Source organism: Paenibacillus sp. D51F, assembly GCF_053345695.1.
Genome location: NZ_JBKFAO010000014.1, coordinates 27,224 through 50,191, shown reverse-complemented (window position 1 = coordinate 50,191; position 22,968 = coordinate 27,224). Strand labels below are relative to the sequence as shown.

At 59.0% G+C, this 22,968-nt stretch carries 24 protein-coding genes; 10 read left to right on the top strand and 14 right to left on the bottom strand.

Translation table 11 applies throughout. The features are described 5' to 3' along the window. Nucleotides 1-24: 24 nt before the first annotated feature. Entirely contained in the window at nt 25-483 is a 459-nt protein-coding gene (locus tag ACLBWT_RS20125) for a GNAT family N-acetyltransferase (RefSeq protein WP_447664913.1), read from the top strand. 33 nt (nt 484-516) lie between these two features. Here the strand turns inward: ACLBWT_RS20125 and ACLBWT_RS20120 are convergent, their stop codons facing one another. The 5 genes from ACLBWT_RS20120 to ACLBWT_RS20100 all read right to left on the bottom strand — a co-directional run bounded on the left by ACLBWT_RS20120 (nt 517) and on the right by ACLBWT_RS20100 (nt 3,805). Beyond that, complete coding sequence (locus ACLBWT_RS20120; protein WP_447664949.1) at nt 517-831, bottom strand: hypothetical protein; 315 nt, start codon at nt 829-831, stop codon at nt 517-519. 288 nt (nt 832-1,119) lie between these two features. Continuing rightward, complete coding sequence (gene rplT, locus ACLBWT_RS20115) at nt 1,120-1,479, bottom strand: 50S ribosomal protein L20 (RefSeq protein WP_048744710.1); 360 nt, start codon at nt 1,477-1,479, stop codon at nt 1,120-1,122. Between the two features lie 49 nt (nt 1,480-1,528). Beyond that, nucleotides 1,529-1,729 (bottom strand): 50S ribosomal protein L35, encoded by a 201-nt coding sequence (gene rpmI, locus ACLBWT_RS20110; RefSeq protein ID WP_021881591.1) that lies wholly within the window; start codon nt 1,727-1,729, stop codon nt 1,529-1,531. 28 nt (nt 1,730-1,757) lie between these two features. Further along, nucleotides 1,758-2,321 carry a translation initiation factor IF-3 gene (gene infC, locus ACLBWT_RS20105; protein WP_083436217.1) on the bottom strand — a complete coding sequence of 188 codons (564 nt, stop codon included), beginning with the start codon at nt 2,319-2,321 and terminating at the stop codon, nt 1,758-1,760. A gap of 239 nt (nt 2,322-2,560) precedes the next feature. Then, complete coding sequence (locus ACLBWT_RS20100; protein WP_447664912.1) at nt 2,561-3,805, bottom strand: glycosyltransferase family 2 protein; 1,245 nt, start codon at nt 3,803-3,805, stop codon at nt 2,561-2,563. Between the two features lie 589 nt (nt 3,806-4,394). Here ACLBWT_RS20100 and ACLBWT_RS20095 point away from each other — a divergent pair. Then, a complete protein-coding gene (locus tag ACLBWT_RS20095) occupies nt 4,395-4,961 on the top strand; it encodes a phosphatase PAP2 family protein (protein WP_447664910.1) in 567 nt (188 codons plus the stop codon). Between the two features lie 101 nt (nt 4,962-5,062). On the opposite strand, the gene trmB is transcribed toward ACLBWT_RS20095, so the two are convergent. Both trmB and ACLBWT_RS20085 read right to left on the bottom strand, forming a co-directional pair. Continuing rightward, nucleotides 5,063-5,854, bottom strand: a complete 792-nt coding sequence (gene trmB, locus ACLBWT_RS20090; protein ID WP_447664909.1) for a tRNA (guanosine(46)-N7)-methyltransferase TrmB — start codon at nt 5,852-5,854, stop codon at nt 5,063-5,065. Between the two features lie 154 nt (nt 5,855-6,008). After that, on the bottom strand, nt 6,009-6,203 hold the full coding sequence (locus ACLBWT_RS20085; RefSeq protein WP_447664908.1) for a hypothetical protein: 195 nt from the start codon (nt 6,201-6,203) through the stop codon (nt 6,009-6,011). A gap of 315 nt (nt 6,204-6,518) precedes the next feature. Between ACLBWT_RS20085 and ACLBWT_RS20080 the strand changes: the two genes are divergently transcribed. The 4 genes from ACLBWT_RS20080 to ACLBWT_RS20065 all read left to right on the top strand — a co-directional run bounded on the left by ACLBWT_RS20080 (nt 6,519) and on the right by ACLBWT_RS20065 (nt 9,700). Next, nucleotides 6,519-7,652 (top strand): TIGR01212 family radical SAM protein, encoded by a 1,134-nt coding sequence (locus tag ACLBWT_RS20080; RefSeq protein ID WP_447664907.1) that lies wholly within the window; start codon nt 6,519-6,521, stop codon nt 7,650-7,652. Beyond that, the gene (locus tag ACLBWT_RS20075; RefSeq protein ID WP_447664905.1) at nt 7,652-8,245 is read left to right on the top strand and encodes a class I SAM-dependent methyltransferase; all 594 of its coding nucleotides are present in this window, start codon (nt 7,652-7,654) and stop codon (nt 8,243-8,245) included. The genes ACLBWT_RS20080 and ACLBWT_RS20075 overlap by 1 nt, the downstream gene beginning before the upstream one ends. 17 nt (nt 8,246-8,262) lie before the next feature. After that, nucleotides 8,263-8,661: a VOC family protein gene (locus tag ACLBWT_RS20070; protein WP_447664904.1), complete on the top strand. Its 399-nt coding sequence runs from the start codon at nt 8,263-8,265 to the stop codon at nt 8,659-8,661. Nucleotides 8,662-8,725: 64 nt separating this feature from the next. Further along, nucleotides 8,726-9,700: a type I phosphomannose isomerase catalytic subunit gene (locus tag ACLBWT_RS20065; protein ID WP_447664903.1), complete on the top strand. Its 975-nt coding sequence runs from the start codon at nt 8,726-8,728 to the stop codon at nt 9,698-9,700. A gap of 207 nt (nt 9,701-9,907) precedes the next feature. Here the strand turns inward: ACLBWT_RS20065 and ACLBWT_RS20060 are convergent, their stop codons facing one another. Continuing rightward, the gene (locus tag ACLBWT_RS20060; protein WP_447664902.1) at nt 9,908-11,698 is read right to left on the bottom strand and encodes a B12-binding domain-containing radical SAM protein; all 1,791 of its coding nucleotides are present in this window, start codon (nt 11,696-11,698) and stop codon (nt 9,908-9,910) included. Nucleotides 11,699-11,947: 249 nt separating this feature from the next. Continuing rightward, the gene (locus ACLBWT_RS20055; protein WP_447664900.1) at nt 11,948-13,492 is read right to left on the bottom strand and encodes a stalk domain-containing protein; all 1,545 of its coding nucleotides are present in this window, start codon (nt 13,490-13,492) and stop codon (nt 11,948-11,950) included. A gap of 182 nt (nt 13,493-13,674) precedes the next feature. On the opposite strand from ACLBWT_RS20055, the gene ACLBWT_RS20050 reads away from it, so the two are divergent. After that, nucleotides 13,675-14,151: a cupin domain-containing protein gene (locus tag ACLBWT_RS20050; RefSeq protein WP_447664898.1), complete on the top strand. Its 477-nt coding sequence runs from the start codon at nt 13,675-13,677 to the stop codon at nt 14,149-14,151. A 148-nt stretch (nt 14,152-14,299) separates the two neighbouring features. Here the strand turns inward: ACLBWT_RS20050 and ACLBWT_RS20045 are convergent, their stop codons facing one another. Continuing rightward, on the bottom strand, nt 14,300-15,406 hold the full coding sequence (locus ACLBWT_RS20045; protein WP_447664897.1) for a M24 family metallopeptidase: 1,107 nt from the start codon (nt 15,404-15,406) through the stop codon (nt 14,300-14,302). Between the two features lie 165 nt (nt 15,407-15,571). Between ACLBWT_RS20045 and ACLBWT_RS20040 the strand changes: the two genes are divergently transcribed. Both ACLBWT_RS20040 and map read left to right on the top strand, forming a co-directional pair. Further along, nucleotides 15,572-15,787, top strand: coding sequence for a hypothetical protein (locus ACLBWT_RS20040; protein ID WP_447664895.1), 216 nt, complete (start codon nt 15,572-15,574; stop codon nt 15,785-15,787). A 164-nt stretch (nt 15,788-15,951) separates the two neighbouring features. Further along, entirely contained in the window at nt 15,952-16,701 is a 750-nt protein-coding gene (gene map / locus ACLBWT_RS20035; protein WP_447664894.1) for a type I methionyl aminopeptidase, read from the top strand. 136 nt (nt 16,702-16,837) lie between these two features. Here the strand turns inward: map and ACLBWT_RS20030 are convergent, their stop codons facing one another. Then, on the bottom strand, nt 16,838-18,256 hold the full coding sequence (locus ACLBWT_RS20030) for a S41 family peptidase (protein WP_447664893.1): 1,419 nt from the start codon (nt 18,254-18,256) through the stop codon (nt 16,838-16,840). A 264-nt stretch (nt 18,257-18,520) separates the two neighbouring features. Here ACLBWT_RS20030 and ACLBWT_RS20025 point away from each other — a divergent pair, with 264 nt between their 5' ends. After that, nucleotides 18,521-19,321 (top strand): Cof-type HAD-IIB family hydrolase, encoded by an 801-nt coding sequence (locus tag ACLBWT_RS20025; RefSeq protein WP_447664891.1) that lies wholly within the window; start codon nt 18,521-18,523, stop codon nt 19,319-19,321. A 68-nt stretch (nt 19,322-19,389) separates the two neighbouring features. Here ACLBWT_RS20025 and ACLBWT_RS20020 read toward each other — a convergent pair whose 3' ends face one another. From ACLBWT_RS20020 to ACLBWT_RS20010, 3 genes are all read right to left on the bottom strand, one after another. Further along, on the bottom strand, nt 19,390-20,454 hold the full coding sequence (locus tag ACLBWT_RS20020; RefSeq protein WP_447664890.1) for a sulfate/molybdate ABC transporter ATP-binding protein: 1,065 nt from the start codon (nt 20,452-20,454) through the stop codon (nt 19,390-19,392). A 270-nt stretch (nt 20,455-20,724) separates the two neighbouring features. Continuing rightward, nucleotides 20,725-21,360 (bottom strand): YigZ family protein, encoded by a 636-nt coding sequence (locus ACLBWT_RS20015; protein WP_447664889.1) that lies wholly within the window; start codon nt 21,358-21,360, stop codon nt 20,725-20,727. Nucleotides 21,361-21,385: 25 nt separating this feature from the next. Continuing rightward, nucleotides 21,386-22,735: a glucose-6-phosphate isomerase gene (locus ACLBWT_RS20010; RefSeq protein WP_447664888.1), complete on the bottom strand. Its 1,350-nt coding sequence runs from the start codon at nt 22,733-22,735 to the stop codon at nt 21,386-21,388. Between the last annotated feature and the right edge of the window lie 233 nt (nt 22,736-22,968).

The window sequence follows — 22,968 nt, the reverse complement described above, 5'->3', positions numbered from 1 at the left end:
CAGCCAGAAGGGAAGACGGCTTGCGTGAAAACCTCCATCCACTACCGCCCGATGAACGAGCGCAAAGATCTCGATGGGCTTGTCCGCCTGATCCGCATGGAATTGCTGCCCCTATCCTACAGTACCGAGACAGACGATCCGACCGTCATCCGTTCCTTGCCCGGACGATTCCGCGATGGGAAGACCATCGTCGCCGCCGCCGGCAAGAGAGGCGGGCCTGCGGGATTCGTCCACTACGAGTTCCTTCAGGGCATTGTCCATATCGACATGCTGGCTGTCCATCGAGACTGCCGGAATGCCGGAATCGGCGGCAGCCTGATGAAGCAAGCCGAGGCCGCGGGAGCTGCCGAGGGATGTGTCCTCGCCCTCCTCTTCGTGGACGACGCCAATGATAAGGCGCGCCGGTTCTACGAACGCATGGGGTACGAACCGGTGCGCCATTATGAGAGCTACAAGGTGACCGAGCTGCTTAAGCCGCTATAGTCCTTGCACCGGCAGGCCGAGGCAGCACAGCGCTTAGAAGAATCCTTTGCCGCCGTACGGCCCCGGCCCGGGGCCGTAAGGACCGTATGGCCCCGGGCCGGGGCCATAAGGACCGTACGGACCAGGACCGCCGGGACCGTACGGACCGTACGGACCGGGACCGAATCCGCCTCCGAACCCTCCCCCCGCGAAGGGAATGGTTCCAATCGCGAGCAGGTCGAACAGGACGAGAGGGAGAATGAACGCCCTCGTAGCTGCTTTCTGTTCAGACTCTACGGGGCGGATGTACAGCCGATCATTCGCGAATTTTTCCAGCTTTCCGCTGGCGACGGTTCCGTCCTTGCGCATGACATATACTTCTTTGCCCACCAGGGCGCGTACTTGTTCCTTGGAAATCGCAGACAACGCTATTCCTCCTTTCCCGTTCCTTTCAGCTTATTCAGGAAAGGGGCCCGACGCCTGTACAGATGTCTATGTCCCAGGCAAATTCGTGGAACGTCCTGCTGCCGGCCATGCGCCCGGCTTCTCCTTTCTCTGCTCGGAGCCGGGACAACAAAGCCTGGATGACAGCAGGAGGATGAAACAAAAAAGAGCCGGCCGCCTGGGATTCGCATCCCGGACAACCGGCTCTTTATATTAAGCGTTCAGCTTTTGCTTGGCAACGTCAGCCAGGCTGTTGAACGAACCGATGTCGTTCACGGCCAGATCGGCAAGAACCTTGCGGTTCACTTCGACGCCGGCTTGCTTCAGGCCGAACATGAATTTGCTGTAGGAAAGGCCGTTAAGACGCGCAGCAGCGTTGATGCGCACGATCCACAGCTTGCGGAAGTCGCGTTTTACTTGGCGACGGTCGCGGTAAGCGTAAAGCAGGGATTTGCCGACCTGCTCCTTTGCTGTTTTAAATAGACGGTGCTTGGAACCGAAGTAACCTTTTGCGAGCTTCAGAATCCGTTTGCGGCGACGGGCGCGAACGAATCCACCTTTTACTCTTGCCATGATGAAACCCTCCTGTAAGTTCTAATATCAATAATACGGGAAAATTGGACTATTTCAGTTGAGCGAGGCCTTGAGCCAGACGACGAATGTCGCCCGCCGCCATGTTCGGCTGGGTAGCCAGAACGCGCTTCGCACGGCCGGATTTGTGGGAAAGAAGGTGGTTGCGGTACGCTTTGTAGCGTTTAACTTTGCCGGTTCCCGTAATTTTGAAGCGGTCTTTCAGACTGCTGTGAGTCTTCATCTTTGGCATGTCGATATCCTCCTTGAATTAATCTAGCTTAGTTGGTGTTCTTAGGTGCCAAAATCATGATCATGCTGCGTCCTTCCAGTTTCGGCACACGTTCGACGTTGACGATGTCGTTGACTTCCTTGAGCAGACGCTCCAGGATGCGCTGACCGACGTCGGCATGCGCGATCTCGCGGCCGCGGAAGCGGACCGAGGCTTTGACCTTGTCGCCTTCGCCGAGGAATTTGATGACGTTGCGCAGCTTGGTCTGATAATCGTGCTCGTCGATATTGGAGCGGAACCACACTTCCTTCAGATCAACCGTCTTCTGGTTTTTGCGGGCTTCCTTGTCCTTCTTCTGCTGCTCGTAACGGAACTTGCCATAGTCCATGATCCGGCATACCGGAGGCTTGGCCTGCGGGGCTACGTTGACGAGGTCCATGTTGGCGTCGATGGCCATCTGCAGGGCTTCGCGGAGCGGCTTGATGCCGAGCTGCTCGCTCTCGGGACCGACCAGGCGTACTTCACGTGCCCGGATATCGTCATTAATTTGATGATCTCTGCTAATAATCGTCCACCTCCGAATGGGATTGGTTCCAATGATGCCTTCAACCATAATAAAAAGCGGATCCGACAGATCGGACCCGCTTGACACTCCGTATGGGCGGATGCGCTTCTCGCAAGGAGAGCCATCCGGCTACAGGTATCGCCGACCAGCCGACAGCAATCGGTCAGGTGAGAAGCGGGTGCTTCTGCTTATGCGAAAGATATTGGAAAACAACTTTGACTACTATATCATGCCCGACAATGCATGTCAACCATCATTCCCATTGCATGAAAGGCAGCGCCGGACAATCAGGAAGCCTGCTTGCTCTGCACTTCTTCCAGACGGATGACGCGCGTATGCTGCGTATGGCTCCACTGCTTGTTGTTCTGCGTGAAGAACGCATAGAACGTAATCGGCAGCCAGCTCAGCTGGAAGAAGATCATGGAGACGAGATGGGCATACATCTTGCCGGATTTGATGCCTTCCAGAGCCATGACGAGCGGGAACATCACCGCAGCCGCGAGGAATGCGGCTCCAGCCGCCCAGACAGGCAGATACGCGTAAATCGAAGTAAAGACATTGTCAGCCGGAATGATGTTGTCGATCCAGATCATCGCCGTGCCGACGAAACCAAGGAACGTCGTGTAGGCAGAGATGGAATAGAGCGCCGCATCGAACTTGACGAAATTGCGTTCCTTGATGCTCGCCCAGAGCAGCGGGAAGAAATAATGGCGGGCAACCGTGAAGTGCCCCTGCATCCAGCGGAGGCGCTGGCGGGCCGAAGCCTTGAAGCTGACCGGCTTTTCGTCGTAAACCTTGGCATCGTAGTTGAGCACCGGATGGACGCCCCGCTGAACGCAGCGCATGGAGAACTCAAGGTCCTCGACGAGGCTGGTGGCGCCCCATCCCATTTCTTTGAGCAGCGCGGTGTCGAACGTCATGCCTGTTCCGCCGAGGAAGTTGGCCATGCCGAGGTTTTTACGGGACAGCTGCCAGAGGCGGTTGCAATACCAATACGTGATGCCGTACGAGGCTGTAACCCACGAATCGTCCGGGTTTTTCGTATCCAGATAGCCCTGGATGACCTGATGGCCTTCGACGAGATCGTTGTTCATATGCGTCAGGAAGTCCGTTTTGACCAGGTTGTCGGCATCGAACATGACGACAGCATCATACTGGCGCGGCATCGCCCACAGTTCCTTGAGCATCCACTCGATGGCGTAGCCTTTGCCCTTGAGCTGATTGTTGCGGCGCTCGCAGGCATTGACGCCCATGCTCCGGGCGATGTCCGCGGTGCCGTCCGTGCAGTTGTCGCAAATGACGAACACATCGTAAAGCTCTTCCGGGTATTCCAGGTTTTTCAAGTTGTCGATCAATGCGCCGACGACTTTCTCTTCGTTGTGCGCGGCAACCAGGACGGCAAACGATTTTTGCGGCTTGTGCTGGACGCGGTTCTTTTTCCTGCGGATGCCGAACAGCGCCAGAACGAACTGGTACACGCCGATAAAAGCAAGGAAAATCTGCAAAGCGATCATAACGGAATTAGCGATCATACGAGTGTTGCCCCCTTGAGACCCCAATTTTAATATTCTCTCTGTACGTTCGGGCTCATTTTCTCTTTTTAGTTTTTTTGTCTGTGTCTGCTTTTTGTAAAATGACCATTCTGATTTTCCACGGTTCCCTGCTCTTTGTCAAAAGCAGAAAATCGTTCCCAACGCCCCAAACAAACAAGAAAAACGCTTGCATCAGCCGCTAACGGGTAGGATACCCTTAATTGCGTGCCTTAACCGCCATTCTCGTGCGTTTGCTGGCGTTTTGATGCTTTCGTCCTTAACTACGACTGTCATGCGGGAAAAGTTCCGGACAAGCGACGCAGGTCTTGTCGAAGCTGTGAACAACATGGAAACAACGGGGATCCCAAGTCCTGCGCGGCCCGGACCTTCCTCCATCATTACCATCCCAACAATAGAATAAAACCTTGACCGGGACACAAAAGCGTCTTCCATTAAGAATTCTTAATCCTCTTCTAACAATTGAAGGATAAAATAAGCCCAGGCAAAGGATAAATAACACCAGAGGTTGTTCCATTTGCGCCGGTGTAGGTTATCATAGGATAACGCCATTTTCGGGGAGGACGAATGCATGGGCGAAATTATCGGATGGCTCCGGACCAAGGAGCGGAGGCTGCTGTTGTGGCTCAACCGCGGACCTGCCGATGCCAGGCTGCATGCGGCCATCAGCCGCTGGCTGTCGACCGTCACCCATTTGGGCGGAGCCACGTTCACGCTGGCCTCCTCCGTCCTGCTCGTTCTGCTGGGCTCGGGCTCTTGGAGGCTCGCCGGCGTGCAGAGCCTGATCGCCGTCATCGCGAGCCATCTGCCCGTCGCGCTCGTCAAGCGCACGATGAAGAGGCTGCGGCCTTATCAGGCGCTCGAGGGGGTCCGTACCGGCAAGAGCCCCCTGGAGGATTCATCCTTCCCTTCGGGACATACGACAGCCATATTCGCCTGGACGGTCCCTTTGCTATATGCCGCAGCGTCGGGAACCGCCTTCCCGCTTGCCCTGTTCGCCGGCCTTGTCATCGCCTGCTCGGTCGGCTGGTCGAGAATGTATCTCGGGCTCCATTATCCATCGGATGTCGGGGCAGGCGCGCTGCTCGGCACGTTCACCGCTATGCTGGCGGTCGTATTCATAGGCAGCTCCGTCTGAGCGCCGGATCAAGCAAACGAACAAAGGCTGTCCCTCCGGAACGCATTCCGGAGGGACAGCCTTTTCTCCTGGGTCAGGACTTCCTGCCCTGATCCCTATCGCTATTCGCTGCCGGTTCCGAGCGGAACGCCGGCCTTCTGCCTGGCTTTCTCGGCATCCTCGCGTTCCTTGGCGGCTTCGCGGCTGCGCCTCGCCTGCTTCTCCTCGCGGTAGGCGGCCAGCGCCTTGGCCCCGACTACGGCCTCGCAGCGGTGGATCGGCATTCCCTGCTTGATGAACTTGCCCTCGTACTCCGTCAGAACAAGGTCTTCGCGGACCTCTTCGCGATGGAGATCCAGGGAGATGTTCCGCAGCTGCAGCTCGGTCTCCGCATAGCTGTTGAGCGAGAATTCGAACAGAAGGCGCGAATCGGTCTTCTGATGGATCTCCCCGTACTCGTTCAGAATGTTCGAGTATTGCTCCAGGAAGCGCGGATGCGTGAGGCGGCGGCGCGCATGCTTCGCTTTCGGCCAAGGATCGCTGAAATTCAGATAGATCCGTTCGATTTCGCCGGGCGCGAACATCTCTCCGATTCCTTCGATGTTCGCCCGGAGCAAGGCCAGGTTCGGCGGATAACCTTCCTGTCCCGCTTCGGCGCGGGCTTCCAGAGCCTTCTCCGCCGCTCTGCGGATCAGCTCGTCATACATGTCGACGCCGATATAGTTGACCTCGGGATTCAGCACGCTGTGCTGGCTGATGAAGCGTCCCTTGCCCATTCCCAGCTCGATATGGATCGGCTTGTCGTTGCCGAAAAACTCTTTCCACTTGCCCTTGAGGCCGGACGCGTCCAGCACGACCAGCTGCGGGAGCGCCTCAAGCTCCTCCCGGATTCCTTTTCTTCCACGTAAACGCATTGATCGATGCCATCCTCCACTGTCTCTTCTATGAACTATCTTATTGTGCCCAATCCGGCGAGCGTTGTAAAGACGGCGGCTCCAAAAAATAAAAGCGGCTCCCGTGCCGGAAACCCGGCTTGGTGCCGCTCTGCAATCTGCCGGACAGGCCGGCTTAATTAAGCAATTGGTACGGAATCGGCTGCTCCAGCCCGTACGTCTCGGACAAAACGGAATTCAGCTTCCTGCGCGCGTCTATCCCGAGCCTGCGGTCTCCGTGGAACCGGATTCCAGCCAGCGCCATCAGTTCCTTGACCGTCAGCTCAACCGTGACCTTGTCGTCCCCGTGGGGAATTTTGACTGTGCTCATTTCCATCACCTCATGGATTTTTTTACAGCGTTCCCTAATTGGCCGACGCTTATGAAAACCAGGGCTAAAGTAGGATTGGAGAGCCGAAAAACCCTTGATTTAACTGGCTTCTTTCTTTTCCAATTTAACACATCATGTAAGGTATTGCAAGCCTAAATTAAACGCTTTCAAAATCTTTTCTGCCAGCTTCTTCCTTGCGCCCGGATTACTTCCGGACCATGGCTTTCACGAGAGATTTCATCTAAAATAGAACGTATGCGCAAGGCGGTGTTATTCAGCCGCCTGATTCCGGCGCACAGCAAGGAAGGAGCAAGCATGGATCCACTGCATTCGACGCCGCAATCCCCTTCCCCGATGATATGGGGAGACAAGCGGTTCCATACATGGAATTACGAGATGAGAGACCATTTCGGCGGCAAGATCTTCAAGGTCATGCTCGACGCCGGCTTCACATGCCCGAACCGCGACGGCACGATCGCCACCGGCGGCTGCACGTTCTGCAGCGCGCGGGGCTCGGGCGACTTCGCAGGCAAGCGCCGCGACGACCTGGAGGTGCAGTTCGCCGCCATCCGCGACCGCCAGCACAAGAAATGGCCGGACGCCCGCTATATCGGCTACTTCCAGGCCTATACGAACACGTACGCGCCTGTCGAGGAGCTGCGGGACTATTACGAGACGATTCTCGCCCAGCCCGGCGTTGTCGGACTATCGATCGCCACCCGGCCGGACTGCCTGCCGGATGACGTCGTCGATTACCTCGCCGAGCTGAACGAGCGTACCTACCTGTGGGTCGAGATGGGGCTGCAGACGATCCACGAATCGACCTCCGACCTCATCAACCGCGCCCACGACACGGCCTGCTACCTCGATGCGGTGGCGAGGCTGCGAGCGCGCGGAATCCGTGTATGCGCCCATATCATCTACGGGCTTCCGCAGGAAACCCATGAAATGATGCTCGCCACCGGACGCGCGGTCGCCGCTATGGACGTGCAGGGAATCAAGATCCATCTCCTTCACCTGATGCGCAAGACGCCGATGGTGAAGCAGCACGAGGCCGGACTTCTCCGGTTCCTGGAGATGGACGAGTACGTCAATCTTGTCGTCGACACGCTGGAATTCCTCCCTCCGGAGATGATCGTTCACCGGCTGACCGGAGACGCTCCGCGCGACCTGCTGATCGGGCCGACCTGGAGCCTCAAGAAATGGGAGGTGCTCAACGCTTTCGACGACGAGCTGAAGCGCCGGGACACCTGGCAGGGCCGCCTTTGGCAGCCGGAAGCGGCGGTGCCGCTCTCAGCGGCCGCAGCCGTTGGTCCGGCGCTCACGAAGCCGGCCCGCAAGATGAACTCGGCGCGTTATGCGAAGCTGATGCAAGCTGCCGCGCAAGCCGCAGAGCCATGCTCGGCGCCAGTTCTCTCCACGCAGCTTCACGAAGAGGCGAATAGCTGATGGGCTTCCTGTCCGTCATCAGCGCGGCCCACGGCTGGGTACGGGAAAGAGTGCAGCCTGGCGACGCCGTCATCGACGCGACGCTCGGCGGCGGAGTGGACGCCCGCTTCCTGGCGGAGCTGGTCGGACCTCGCGGCAAGCTCATCGGCTTCGATGTTCAGGGTGATGCCATCCGCCGGACCGAGGAGCGGCTGGCTCCGCTCGGCGACAGCGGCAAGCTGCCGGCGGCAAGCCTGCATCTGCGCAGCCATGCCGAGATGGGCATGGCAGTACCGGATGAGGATCGCGGCCGGATCGCCGCCGTTCTGTTCAATCTCGGCTACCTGCCCGGCGAGGGCTCCGACCGCAGCATCGCGACGCAGCCCGCTTCCACCCTTGCCGCCATGGAGGCGGCGATGGAGCTGCTTCGTCCGGGAGGCATTCTCGCCTGCGTGCTGTATCCGGGCCATCCCGGCGGCGAGGCGGAAGCCGATGCCGTCCTGGCCTGGGCTTCCGCTCTTCCGTCCGCCCGCGCGCAAACCGTCCTGTACCGGATGGCGCAGAAGCACTCGGCGCCTTATGCGCTCGGCATCGAGAAACGGCAACTAACTTAAGGAGGCTGATGAACAAGATGGCAATCCGCAAACTGGAGCATGTCGGCGTCATGACCGCATCGCTCGAAGCATCGATCGACTTCTACAAGCAAGTGCTGGGAATGGAGCATACGTACACTCTTCCCCACAGCGACGGCAAGATCCGCCTGGCTTTCCTGAGATTCCCCGGCTCGGAGGAAACGGAGCTGGAGCTGATCGAGGGCTATGACGACAGCCTTCCAGCAGAAGGCAAAACCCACCACATCGCGTTCACCGTCGATGACGTGGAAGCCGAATTCGCCCGCATCAAGCGGATGGGCATTCCGCTGCGGGACACCGAGCTGACGACGCTTCCGAACGGAGCCCGATACTTCTTCTTTTACGGTCCCGACGGTGAGCTTCTGGAGCTGTTCCAGCCGGGAGCTCGTCCCGAGTAACCCGGTCCATTCATAGATCCCAAGGAATCCTACTTAACAGATAGAGAACAGGAGCGGATGAACGATGACTGTCAACCCTTATCCTTTGCAATTCAAGCCGGAAATGAAAGAACGCGTATGGGGCGGACGGGCGCTGGAGCAATTCGGCCTGGAACTTCCGGAAGGCCCTATCGGCGAAGGCTGGATGATCGGCGACCATCCGAACGGCACGACCAAAGTGCTCGGCGGGCCGCTGGACGGGCTCGGCCTGGACGAGATCCGCGAGCAGTACGGACGGGAATGGTTCGGCAGCAAGGGCTTCTCCGAGAAAAACGGCCGTTTCCCGCTGCTGATCAAGCTGCTCGACTGCAATGACGATCTGTCCGTGCAGGTCCATCCAACTGACAGCTACGACCGTCTCCCGGCCGGCGAGCTCGGCAAGACCGAGATGTGGTACATTCTCGACGCCAAGCCGGGCGCCAAAATCATCTACGGCCTCAAAGAAGGCATCGACCGTGCCGGACTGCAGCAGGCCATCGACGAGGACCGCGTCATGGACGCTCTTCAGGAAGTGACGGTCAAGGCGGGCGACGCCTTTTACATACCGGCAGGAACCGTTCACGCCCTGTGCGCCGGCGTCGTCGTCGCCGAGATCCAGCAGAACTCGGATACGACCTACCGCCTCTACGACTACAAGCGCCCCGGGCTTGACGGCCAGCTTCGCGAGCTGCATGTCGAGGATTCCCTCAACGTCATCGCCTATGAAGGAGCCGGAGCGACCCGCATGAGCACGGAGGACGCGCAGCCGGGCAGCTGGCTGACGATCGCGGAATCCCCTTATTTCCTGGTGGACAAAGGCGTCGTCCGCGGATCCTGGCAGCTGGCTGTCTCGGCCGACAGCTTCGTCATCCTCGTCATTGCCGAAGGCCAAGGAAGCATTGCCTGGGGCGAAGGACAATCGCAAGCTGTCAAAGCCGGCGAATGCTTCCTGCTCCCGGCCACTCTCGGCAGCTGCGAGCTGGACGGCGAGATGACCGTCATCCGCAGCCTCGTTCCCTGATACAGGGTCAAGCCGCCTTATTATCAAAGGAGCTGTACGAGAGCAGGCAATCCTGCTCCGTACAGCTCCTTTTTTTCATGCCAGGAAAAACCGATGGATAGAAAAAAACCATCCGGCTCCCGCAACGGCGGCAATCCGAATGGTTCTCCTATTCACTCCGCTCAGCAGGATTGTTGTTCCCTTGCCAAGCCGTTATCCGTCAGCCGCTTACCCGGCCGCTACCGCTCCCTCGCTCAAGCGCAGGCAGTAAGCCGAGCCGCCTCGCTTGCCGGACACTCCATACAGGACGACCAGCAGCGTGCCGGAACTGCGGTCGATCTCTCCCGTCGCCAGGAACCGCTCCAGATCGAACGGCAGCTTCTCCAGCACCGCATGCTTCTGGAGCTCCTTCTCCCCGAGACCGAGAGCGGCGAATGCCGGCGATACATCCTCCGGATGCTCCCCGAGCAGGCGCATCCAGCCGCCCATCTCCTGCTTGTCCATCGTGAAGTCCCACCATACCTTGCGGGGCTTGTGGTTATGGCCCAGGAAGTAGTCGTACTTCATCAGGCCTTCCACGACGTCGCGGTCAAAGCCGGCCGGAGCTTCTCCGGAGTTCAGGAAGCCCTTCAGGCGGGAGAACAGATCCTCCAGCTGATGGCCGATCCGCTCCCAGCCTCTGCGCTCCCAGTAGTCCCCATACTGCTGGAAGAAATCGAAGGCCGAAGGGAATACCCGCTCGATCAGGTACAGCAGCGTGCGGTCCATGCGATGGGCGTTCCAGTACTTCTCCAGCACGTCCTCCACCCGCTTGATCCGGATCAGGTCGGAGAACGGCATCAGGTTGTTGCCGAGAATCTCGTAAGGCGCCTGATCCGCGTATACATAACCGTATTTGTCGGCGTCGAGCCGCAGTCCGGTGCCGCGCAGCATTTTAAGGAAGCCCAGCTGGAGCTCCTCCGGCCGCAGGTCGAAGACGTCGTTGAACGTCTTGCGGAACGTATCGTAATCTTCATGCGGCAGGCCGGCGATGAGATCGAGATGCTGGTCGATCTTGCCCGATTCCTTGACCTTGGTCACCGTGCGCACGAGCTTGTTCCAGTTCTGGCGGCGCTGAACCGCCTCGTTGGTCACGTCGTTGGTCGATTGGACCCCGATCTCGAAGCGGAAGATGCCCGGCGGCGCATGCTCGGCGAGATAATCCAGCACCTCGGGACGCATGATGTCGGCCGTAATCTCGAACTGGAATACGCAGCCGCCGTGATTCTCGATCAGGAACTTGAACATCTCCAGCGCGTAGTCGCGCTTGATATTGAACGTACGGTCGACGAACTTGATCGTCTTGGCTCCCGCCTCGATGAGGTAGAGCAGGTCGGCCTTGGTCCTCTCGATATCGAAATACCGGACGCCGACCTCGATGCTGGACAGGCAGAACGAGCAGCTGAACGGGCAGCCGCGGCTCGTCTCGAAGTAGACGACCCGGTTCGCGAGCGATTCGCGGTCTTCCGGGAATCGGTGCGGGCTCGGCAGCTCGGCCAGATTCAGCTTGGGACGGCCTATGTTGACCAGCACCTCCGGCCCGTTCTCCCGCAGCTTGCGATAAGCAAGTCCGAAGACGAGATGGTATTTGCCATCGCCGTCGATCTCCTGCAGGAGATGGTGGAACGTCTCCTCCCCTTCTCCGAAGATGATGAAATCGACCTCAGGCAGCTTCTCCATCCATTCGGCCGTATCGTAGCTGACTTCGGGTCCACCCATCACGATCCGCACGTCCGGTGCGATCTTGCGCAGAATCCGGATGACCTTGATCGTCTCCTCGATGTTCCAGATGTAGACGGAGAAGCCGATGACATCCGGATTTTTGCTGTACAGATCGGAAACGATGTTCATCACCGGATCCTTGATCGTATATTCGGCAATCTCGATCGGGAAGTCCTTCTCCGCATAGGCCTTCAGGCTGCGGAGCGCGAGCGAGGTGTGGATGAATTTGGCGTTGAGTGTCGTTAATACTACTTTCATGGAATCCCTCTTTGCAATCGTCATTCTCCCATTCTACCCAACTTCGGAGCGAAAAAGAAGAGAGGGAGCCCTGGAAACCGTCTCTCCCGCGTCAAAATCAGCGAGCTATAGACGAGGAGCCTATGATCCCTCCGAAGCAGCCGAGCAGCTGGAATGTTCCGGAGGAGCGCCGGCGTCCGCCTTCAAGCCGGTTTTCCGCCGATAAAAAACCTCCGGACCTGGGGTCCGGAGGCGGTATGAGTCCGATGATCAGCCGCGAAGCTTGATGAGCATGTCTTCCTTGAACTGGACATCCAGAACGGCATACCGGATGCTCCACTTGCCGTCCGCGGCAGCCGTCGCTTCGCCGGCTGCATAACCGCGCGGCTCGAAATCCACTTGCTTGCCGTACATCAGGACGAGCTGGATCTTCTCCTTGGGCAGCATGCTGTGCAGCTCATAGGAAGTGTTCGTTCCCCACATGCGGAGATCCTTCTGCATCTTGGAGCCGTAGTAATCATAGAAATCCGGATTGACGTCCGCCTGGATGACCAGCCAGCCTGCCGCATCCCGCTCCGCCTTCCAGCCGGTCAGCGCCAGGTTGCCGTCGCTGCCCTGAATGCTGCCGAATTCCTTCTTCATCAGTGCCGCGATCTCGTCCAGCGAAGCCCCTTCCATACTGTCCGGCAGCGACGGCTTGAGGAACCCGACCTTGGCTGCGTCGAACTTCGCGGTGCGCAGCAGATTTTCGGCGTCCTCGGAGGAAGTCGCGAAGTTGAGGTCTGCCGTCGTGTCGTCATAGCCTGAAGTCGTCAGGCCGATGAGCTCCCCGTACTGGTTGAACAAGCCTCCGCCCGAGCTGCCATGGTCGATCGGCGTGCTCACTTGGTAATAGAAGCTTCCATCGTCATAGCCGATGTTGCTGATCAAGCCTTCCGACACGGTGTTCTGCAGTCCGAGAGGGCTGCCGATCGCTACGACGGTATCGCCCTTCTGCACGTCGTCGAAGCTTCCGAATACAATCGGAACCAGATCCATATCCTGCTTGGTCAAAACGAGCGCAAGATCGTTCTTCTCATCCGTGGCGGCGACTCCCTGGATGTCGATCGAGCGGCCGTCGTTCGTCATGATCTTGCCGGACTTGGCGTCCTTCATGACATGCAGATTCGTCAGGATGAGGCGCGGACCGGCGACAACGCCGCTTCCTTGTCCGTAATCGGTCTGGATCAGAACGACGCTGTCGTCGTTCTTGGCGACAATCTGCGCCGTCGTGAGACGCCGCGACGCGCGTTCCTTCTCGGCTTTTGCGACAGCGGCCTCAAGCTGGGCTTCCTCCGAAGAGATGCGGACGATGCGGGATTTGGCATCCCACTTCACCTCGGCTCCCATCGTCTCGCTGACGAAGCGGATCGGGACGAATGTAGTCCCGTTCAGAATTACGGCCGGGCTATCCAGCTTCACGGATTTGCCGTTCACGACGGCATGGGAAGCTCCAACCTTGAGGGACATGCTGAAGTAGCCTCCGCTGCTCGCAAGCAGCGTCCTCGTCTTGGGATCCCAGCTCAGCTCGCTTCCGAGCGCCTTGAAAATATCCTTCATCGGAACCAGGATCGATCCCTTCAGGATCACCGGACTCATCCGCACGGCAAGCTTCTTGCCGTCGAGCATAATAACGATCGGCTGAGCCTGCGCGGTCACCGCTTGTCCAGCTGCCGCTGCCGCCGGAGCGGCAGGAAGCGCAAGCAAGGCGGCGGCCAGCACGGGCGCTGTCAGCAAGGCGGCGGCTGGACGGAGAAGTTCTCCGAATAGTTTCATGTCTGGATTCAACCTCTCTCCACAACCGGCGATTAGTAAACTTCCCGTATCTTACCACCGCCGGTCCGAGGTTGTCTATGAGAATGTGTACATGAATCTATCGAATCCGCCGTTGTTTGGAATCGCCGCCGCGCGCATGCTATAGTAGAAAAACACGCATTCCAACACGATAAGGAGAATGAATGACCATGACCGTCCCGACATCCCCGTCTCCCTTTGTGGAGCTTCTTGACATGGACCGCCACATCGAAGGCGGCTGGTTCAAGGAAATTTGGAAAGCTTCCTATCAGATTCCCCATGAAGTGCTTGGAGACCGCTATTCCGGCGCGAGGGCTGCCGCCAGCTCCGTCTACTTCCTGCTGCATCCGGGCGAGGAATCCGCGTGGCACAAGGTGCTCTCCGACGAGCTCTGGCTGTTCCACGCAGGCGGGCCGCTCGAGCTCACGATCGGCGGGCATGGAGACAAGCCCGAAGCCTCGGAGACGTTCATCCTCGGCCTGGACATCGCAGCCGGACAGACTCCGCAGGCGCTTGTCCCCGCGGGTGCCTGGCAGACGGCCCGGCCGGCCGGAGACGAGCCTGTGCTCGTCACCTGCATCGTGGCGCCGGCATTCCACTACGATGATTTCTCGATGATCGACGCTCCCGGCGAAGAGTAGGAGCAACGAAAAAAAAGCTGTTCCCGCCAAGCCTCGGCATCGAGGCCCCGGGAACAGCTTTTTTCGTGGATAAGAACCCGCCGGCAGACGCGCGGTGGCTGCCATGCTGCCCCGTGAAGATGCATCCGGAAGGACGTGCGGGCAGACTCTACAGGCGGGTGAGCTCCCGCGGATACGACGTCAGGACGACAGGCTGCCCGTCAAGCCCGATATAGACGTCATCCTCGATGCGGACTCCGCCGATCGCCGGAATGTAAATGCCGGGCTCGATGGTGAAGAGCAGGCCCGCCTGCATGAGCGTCATGTTCTCTCCATGCACGGACGGCTGCTCATGGACGTCGATCCCCATGCCATGGCCGGTACGATGCGTAAAGTAGAAGCCGTATCCGTCCCCTCCGATCACGCCGCGCGCCGCCCGGTCCACCTCTGCGAGCGGTCTTCCCGCCTTCACGGCGGCCAAGGCGCTGCGGTTGGCCTTGAGCACCGATTCATAGATGCGATGCTGCGAGTCCGTACCTTCCCCGATCAGGAACGTGCGGGTAATATCGGAGCAGTACCCGTCCTTGTAGACGCCCATGTCGATCAGAAGCAAGTCGTTCTCCTGCAGCTTGTAGGAGCTGGACCGGCCATGCGGCAGAGCGGTCCTGACGCCTCCGAGAACGCTCGTCTCGAAGGCCGGCTTGTCGCCGCCGAGCACGCGCAGCCGGTACTCGATCTCGGCATTGAGCTCCAGCTCGGTCACTCCGGGAGCGGCTTTGGCTACCGTCTCCGCAAGCACTTGCTCCGCGAGGGCGACGGCTTTCTTGACGAGCTCGATTTCTCCTTCCGACTTGACCAGACGAAGCCCCATGACGAGCGGCTCTGCATCGCGGAAGGCCGCTTGGCCGTACAGCCGCGCCAGCTGCAAGTACCCCGAGTAGCGCAGATGCGCGCTCTCTACACCGACGACCGACGCCTGCGACCCCGTCTCCCTCTCCAGCAGAACGTAGGCATCATCCGTATCGCCGATCCCTACCAGCTTGCCGACCTGGGCCGCCCCGCGGGCGCTCTCCTCGTCGAGGGCAGGCACCAGAAGCGTATAACCGTCCTTGCCGGGCTCGATCACGAGCGCCATGAAGCGCTCATGCGGATCGCTATAGAAGCCGGTCAGGTAAAATATGCTGGCCGGCGAGGTCAGAATGGCCAGATCCATTCCGGACGCATTCAGCGCCTCTTTTATTTTGAGCCAGCGATGCTTGTAGGGAAGCGTATCCATCGTTACATTACCTCCGGTTCTCTTCTGCGGTTGACCTCTCGTCTGCCATTGTACCATACCAAAGGCGGGAGTGACCTGTGGATTTCGGCACTAATCAGCCCTATATGCACGGGGAAGCCGAGAGTAGGCGGAGTTGAACAAGGGAAAGGTAGGAGCAAGAGGTGAATGAGATTGGAATTCTTGAAAAATGCCTTTCTGTTTCTGGGCGGCTTCCTGAAAGTGGCCATTCTGCTGACGATCGCGATTGTCGTGATCCTGGTGCTGTGGGCTCGCCGCCGGGGGGATCGGCGTCACGGCAGCTATTTGTCCGACCATTCCGAGCAAGTCCGGGAAGCGGAGAGCCGCACTCAGCAGCAGAGCGATCGGGCTCGCCAGGAATGATCTGCCAGCCTGAAGCCGTACGAAGAACTGCCGGAACGCTCCGGCGGTTTTTTTCGTCCTTCTCCGCCGTTGGCGCAGTTGACCGGACATCCCCGGCGGGAGTAACGTAAAGGGAAGGGCAAGGAATGAGCAACGAGCGCCAGGAAAGAGAGGCTGAGCAAGCAATGTCAATTAAGCTAAGAACACCCGAAGAAATTTCTCAGATGAGGCGTGCCGGCGCCATCGTGGCGGAATGCCACAGGCAGATTGCGGCCATGATCGCACCAGGGATCACGACTATGGATATCGAGCGCCATGTCGAGGCTTATATCCGAAGCCAGGATGCGATTCCTTATACGATCGGATATAAAGGATACAAATACGCCACTTGCGCTTCCGTCAACGACGTGATCGCCCATGGCTTCCCGAGCGATGCGCCGCTTGCCGAAGGCGATCTGTGCACGATCGATATCGTTGTTCAGGCAGACGGCTGGATCGGCGATTCGGCATGGACCTATGCGGTAGGCGAGCTGCCTGACAACGCCCGCCGGCTGATGGAAGTGACCAAGGAATGCCTCGATATCGGCATCCGCGAAGCGCAGCCCGGCAAGAAGATCGGCGATGTCATGCACGCGGTGCAGAAGCATGCCGAGGAGAACGGCTTCTCGGTCGTAAGGGATCTGCTCGGCCACGGCGTCGGACGGGAGCTTCATGAAGAGCCGAACTTCGCCCATGTCGGCAAGCCCGGCAAAGGCTTCCGCCTGAAGGAAGGCATGGTGCTCACGATCGAGCCGATGATCAATGAAGGCACCTGGCAGATGTTCATCGACTCCGACGGCTGGACCTGCCGCACGATGGACGGCAAGCGCTCCGCCCAATACGAGCATACGCTCGTCATCCAGGAAGGCGGACCGCTTATTCTGACGCAGCAGTAGCCTATGCGCATGCCCCATCCAGCGAGCAAAAGCCCGTTGTCCGGAAGAGCCGGACAACGGGCTTTTTTAGGTGCAAGCGGATAGAGGATCTGCCTGGAGCCGCATAACCCTCTTCCCCCTGGCAGGAAAACATAGATCAGCCCGCGTCGGATATGGCCTTGAGAGCGGCCTTCTTCTGCGGATCCTCCTGCTGCAGCTTGGTCCGCAGCTGATCCATCAGCATATAAGCCGTCCGGTCTGTGACGACGCCGGTAGCGTCGATCTTGCTGCGGGTCTGGAAGCTCCTGACGTCCGCGTCGGTCTTCTCCCCGAACACGCCAGGCTGAGCCGCCGCGCCGTAGCCGAGCGCCTCCAGCATGGACTGGAGCGTCTTGACATGATCGCCGTAGTCGCCTTTCTTCAGCTCCTCCCCGGATGGAAGAGCCGGCAGGGATGCATACGCAGGAAGATCCACCGATTCATCCGGCTTCACGCCCTTCTTGTGGATCCACTCTCCGTTCGGCGTTTTCCACTGGGCCTCGGTCAGCTTGAGCACGGAATTGTCCTTGTACTGCCCGAAGCTCTGCACGATGCCCTTGCCGAACGTCGTCGTGCCGATGACCTTGGCGCCTGCCGATTCCTTGAGAGCGGCCGAGAGGACCTCGGCCGCGCTGGCCGTCTGCCCGTTGACGAGAACGACGATGGGAAGATCCAAGGCTGTCTTCTGCTTGGAGTAGTATTTCTGGACTTTCTTGTCGTCCTTGTAGTCGACCTCCAGAATCATCTTGCCCTTCGGAATCAGCTTGTTCGAGATGTCGATTGTCGGCACGAGCAGGCCACCCGGATTGGAGCGGAGATCGAGGACGAGTTTTTTCATCCCCTTCTTCTGCAGCTCCTCGAACGATTTGTTGAATTCCTTGGCCGTCGACTCGGCGAACCGGCTGATGACGATCTCTCCAACGCCTCCCTCCAGCATCGCAGAGGTAACGGTCGTAACCGGAATCGGCGCGCGCGTGAGCTCCACCGTAAGCGGCTGGCTGCCGGTCCGGGACAGCGTCACCTTGACCTTGCTCCCCTTCTCGCCGCGCAGCAGGCTGACGAGCTTTTCCATCGTGACGCCCTTGACCGGCGTGCCGTCGACAGCCGTAATCTCGTCGCCAGCCAGCACGCCGCCCTTCTCGGCCGGAGTTCCCTTCATGACGCTGTCAATCAGGTAGCGGTCCTCCTCTTGGCGCACCTGCACCCCGATGCCGACAAACTCCGGCTGGTAGCTCTGGATATAATCCTCGCCTTCGCTTCCCGGCATATAGGTGGAGTAAGGGTCGCCCAGAGCCGCCACCATTCCCTTCGCCGCCCCGTTCAGCAGCTCGTCGGGCTTCGTCCCGAACAGAAAATCCTTCTTGATTTCTTTATAAGAGGCGTTGAAATTGCCGAATACCTTTTCCTTGATCACCGGATACTGGATGACCATCGACAGCCTTCCCGCTCCGAATCCGATCGCCAAGGCCGCGATCGCCCCTGCGACGCACCAGGTGACAAAGCGCTGCCTGGCAGCCTCGCTGCGCATTTGCTTCATGTCTGATCTCTCCGCTCCGCCCGCCTGGGCTGTTGTTCTCCTGCCCGAATCGGTATCCCGACCGGTGGATCCACGTTTTTCCCTCGCATGCGCGTCCCGTCCGTCAGACGGAGAGAGCCGCTTGCTTGTGCTACCTACTTTATCCTATTTGGGCGGAGCATTTCAATTTCCATCCCCTTGAAGGCATCGGGGCGACTCCGTTACAATGAGGGATAGCTTGCCGAACCAGATAAAGAGAAGCGACAGGAAACGGAGAGATAGCCGATGTACAAGCTGATTGCCATCGATGTGGATGATACGCTGCTGAACGACAACCTTGAAGTGACTCCCGCCACACGCGCCGCTCTGACGGCCGCGCTGGATCGCGGAGTGACCGTAACGCTCGCTACCGGGAGGATGTTCGCTTCCGCCCGCCAGGTCGCCGAGGGGCTGCGGCTCAATGTGCCGATCATCACCTACCAAGGCTCCCTCGTCAAGACGCTGCTCGACGGACAGGTGCTATACGAGCGTTATGTGCCCTCGGACGCTGCTGCCGAACTTGACCGGTACTGTGTCGACAAAGGGCTGCATCTGCAGCTGTACGTGGACGACAAGCTCTACGTCCGCGAGGAGAACGAAAAGGTCAAGGACTACGCCCGCCAATCCAAAATACCGTATATCGTCGAGCCCGACTTCAGCTCCCTGCTGAAGCAGCCCTTGCTCAAAATGCTCATCATCGACGAGCCGGCCTATCTCGACGAGGTCGCGTCAGACCTGCAGCCTCTCATCGGCGGCACGGTCCATATCACGAAATCCAAGCCGCATTATCTGGAATTCATGCACAAGGAAGGAACCAAGGGACATGCCCTGAAGTTCATGGCGGAGCATATCGGCTGCTCCATGGAGGAGACAATCGCCATGGGAGACGCCTGGAACGACCGCGAGATGCTGCAGGCGGCCGGCCTCGGCGTCGCGATGGCGAATGCGCAGCCGGCTCTCAAGGAGCTCGCGGACTATGTGACGCTGTCCAACAACGAGGACGGGGTCGCGCATGTCGTCGACAAATTTATCTTGAACCCTGCTTGACGGAGCAGGAGATGAAAAAGAGCGTACCGCAGCTGCGGTACGCTCTTTTTGCGATGCTGCCGGCGCGGCTAGATCATGACCGGCATCGGATCGGTCTTGAGCTTGTTCTCCATGATCCAGCTGTCATCCGCATTGAACAGGTAGGCCCGGTGCACGAGCACATCGACCTCGTCGCCAGGCTTCAGCACTTCCTTCTCCAGCGATCGGTACGTGATCAGCTTGCGGCCTCCGATGTCCAGCTCCACCATCCATTCGCTGCCGCGGAAGTGGATATGGCGGACCTGGGCTCTCATCGTCGCGGAAGCGAGCGTGATTTCTCCCGGCTTGCCGAACTCGATATACTCCGGACGGATCAAGCCCTTGACTCCGGCCCAGCTCGCCGCTTCCTCGAAGCCCCTGAGGGACGCCACGTCTTCGATCGTCGTCGATTCGCCGATGAACTCCGCGACGAACTGCGTTTCGGGCTTCTTGTAAATATCCCAAGGGGAACCCTTTTGCTCCAGCCGCCCCTTGTTGATGATCATGATCTCGTCCGCGACCTCGATCGCCTCGTCCTGGTCATGCGTGACGAAGATCGAGGTGATGCCGACGCGCTCGATCATTTCCTTGAGCCAGGTGCGCAGCTCCGTGCGGATCTTGGCGTCGATCGCCGCGAACGGCTCGTCGAGCAGCAGCAGCTGCGGCTCCGGCGCGAGCGCCCTTGCGAAGGCGACGCGCTGCCGCTGTCCGCCGGACAGCTGGGACGGATAGCGATGCTCGAAGCCCTTGAGGCCGGTCAGCTCGATCAAGCTCATGACCCGCTCTCGAATCGCGCTCTTCGACTGCTTCTTGACCTTCAGGCCAAAGGCGACGTTGTCGAAGACGGTCATATGCTTGAACAGCGCGTAGTTTTGGAACACGAAGCCGATGCCTCTCTCCTGGGGCGGCTGTTCGTTGACCCTTTTCCCGTGAATGATGATATCTCCGGAGGTCGGCGACTCCAGGCCGGCCAGCATGCGCAGAATCGACGTCTTGCCCCCTCCGCTCGGTCCGAGCAAGCCGATCAGCTGCCCCTTCTGGATGCCGAAGCTGACATCCTGCACCGCCCGAAAGTCTCCAAAGGACTTGGTTAAACCCTTTACCTCAATATGCATGATCATGCACTTCCCTTCGCTAGCCGGGTTCCGTTCGAACTGCTTATCGATAGAATATTCCTATTAGGTTACTTGGTATTAATGCTAATGTAGCAGAAGCCTTCCTTTCCCGTCAATGGATATGTCAGATCGAACGGCAAAATAGGCGAGGTCGGGAGAGCATGGTTCCAATCATGCAGAGCTGCAAAGTGCAGCATTTTTGGCAGAGTTAAAAAAAACGCCTGTCCCCATGGACAGGCGCTTCTCGGATAAAACGATACATCTGCGGCTTCATTCCGTCTTCTCGGTCACGTAAAGCTCTTCGCCGCTCATGATGATGCTCTGACCCTGGGTCAGATCCGTCATCCACGCCGCGAAGTCCTCCGCCTCCGGAGCGGCAGGCAGGCAGCGGACCCGCACGCGGTCGGTGAACTCGACGCCGTCCACGAGGATGGCTCTGGCATGCAGCTCGTTCTCGAGCTTGCCGTACCAAGTGTAGTCCACGTCGACGAAAACCTCGCGGTGAAGGACGTTCGTGATCGGGCCGGCTGCCTCGATCGCCGCGACGGCTCCGTCCGTATAAGCCCGGATAAGGCCGCCCGCGCCGAGCATGATGCCTCCGAAATAGCGGGTCACCACGATCGCGACGTTCTTCAGCCCTTGATGCTTGATCACCTCGAGGATCGGCTTGCCGGCGGTGCCGCTCGGCTCCCCGTCATCCGACTGCTTCTGGAACTCGTCCCGCTCGCCGACGATGTAGGCGGAGCAGTTGTGCGTGGCATTCCAGTGCTGCTTCTTGATCTCCTCGATGAAAGCGACCGCTTCGGCTTCGCTCGCGACGGGCCTGCCATGGCCGATGAAGCGGGATTTCTTGATGACGATTTCCTTGACGCCGGGCTCCCTCAGCGTCTTGTACCGGTCAAGCATGCGGCTGATGCGGCTAAGGCGGCCCTTACAGGCGCGCTTCGAGCTCCGCTTTTTCCTTCTCGTAGCCCGGTTTGCCGAGCAGCGCGAACATGTTCTTCTTGTACGCTTCGACACCCGGCTGGTCGAACGGGTTCACGCCGAGCAGGTAGCCGCTGATGCCGCAGGCTTTTTCGAAGAAGTACACCAGGTAGCCGAAGGTGTACGGCGACAGATCCTTGATGCCCACGACAAGGTTCGGCACCTGGCCGTCCGTGTGCGCCAGCAGCGTTCCCTCGAATGCTTTTTTGTTGACGAAGTCCATCGTCTTGCCGGCAAGGAAATTAAGGCCGTCCAGATCGTCCGCGTCGGCTTCGATCGTGATCTGCTCGGTCGGCTCGCCGACTTGGATGACGGTCTCGAACAGGTTGCGGTTGCCTTCCTGGATGAACTGGCCCATGGAATGCAGGTCGGTGGAGAAGTCGACGGCAGCAGGGAAGATGCCCTTATGGTCCTTGCCTTCGCTCTCGCCGTACAGCTGCTTCCACCATTCCGACACGAAGTGGAGGGAAGGCTCGTAGTTGACGAGGATTTCGGTCGCTTTTCCTTTGCGATACAGGGAATTGCGGGCCGCGGCATATTGGTAGGCCTCGTTCTCATGCACGTTCGGATTGCTGTATTCCTTGGAAGCATCGGCTGCGCCTTGCATGATGGCGTCGATGTCGATGCCGGCAGCGGCGATCGGCAGCAGGCCTACAGCCGTCAGCACAGAATAGCGGCCGCCTACGTCATCCGGAATGATGAAGGATTCATAGCCTTCCTCGGTCGCCAGCTTCTTGAGCGCGCCGCGCGCGGTATCCGTCGTGGCGTAGATGCGCTTGCGAGCTTCTTCCTTGCCGTATTTCTTCTCCAGCTCGCCGCGGAAGACGCGGAAGGCGAGAGCAGGCTCGGTCGTCGTGCCGGATTTGGAGATGACGTTGATCGACCAGTTCTTGCCCTCGAGCGCCTGCAGCAGGTGAGTCACATAGGTGGAGCTGATGTTGTTGCCGGCGAAGAAGATCTGCGGGCCCTTGCGCTGTCCGTCCGGCAGGATGTTGTAGAAGGAATGCGACAGCATCTCGATCGCAGCGCGCGCGCCCAGGTACGAGCCTCCGATGCCGATGACGACGAGCGCCTCGGAGTCGGATTTGATCTTTTCGGCGGCCGCCTTGATGCGGGCGAATTCTTCTTTATCGTAAGCGTTCGGCAGGTCGATCCAGCCCAGGTAGTCGGAACCTGCTCCGGTTCCGTTGTGCAGCTGCTCGTGCGCGAGGCGGATCGGGCCCTCGAGATTGTCGATCTCGTTCTGGCCAAGGAATCCAAGCGCTTTGCTGTAGTCGAACTGAATGGTTTTGCTCATGACTGGTACAGCCTCCTCATCTCGTTCGGGTCTTTATGTCGTCTTCCGGCAGCGGCGTGCGCGCCGGACCCATAAGCCCTCAGGCATGTCCTAAGAATACTGGATTACGGTATCGAAGACAAGTTGCCGGAGACTCCTTCATGCAAGATTCACGAAGCCCGGAGTAGTCCGCTGGAGGCAGGCTTGTGGTATGATGAATGTGATTTCCGCCTCTGCCGCCGCGCAGGCGCGGA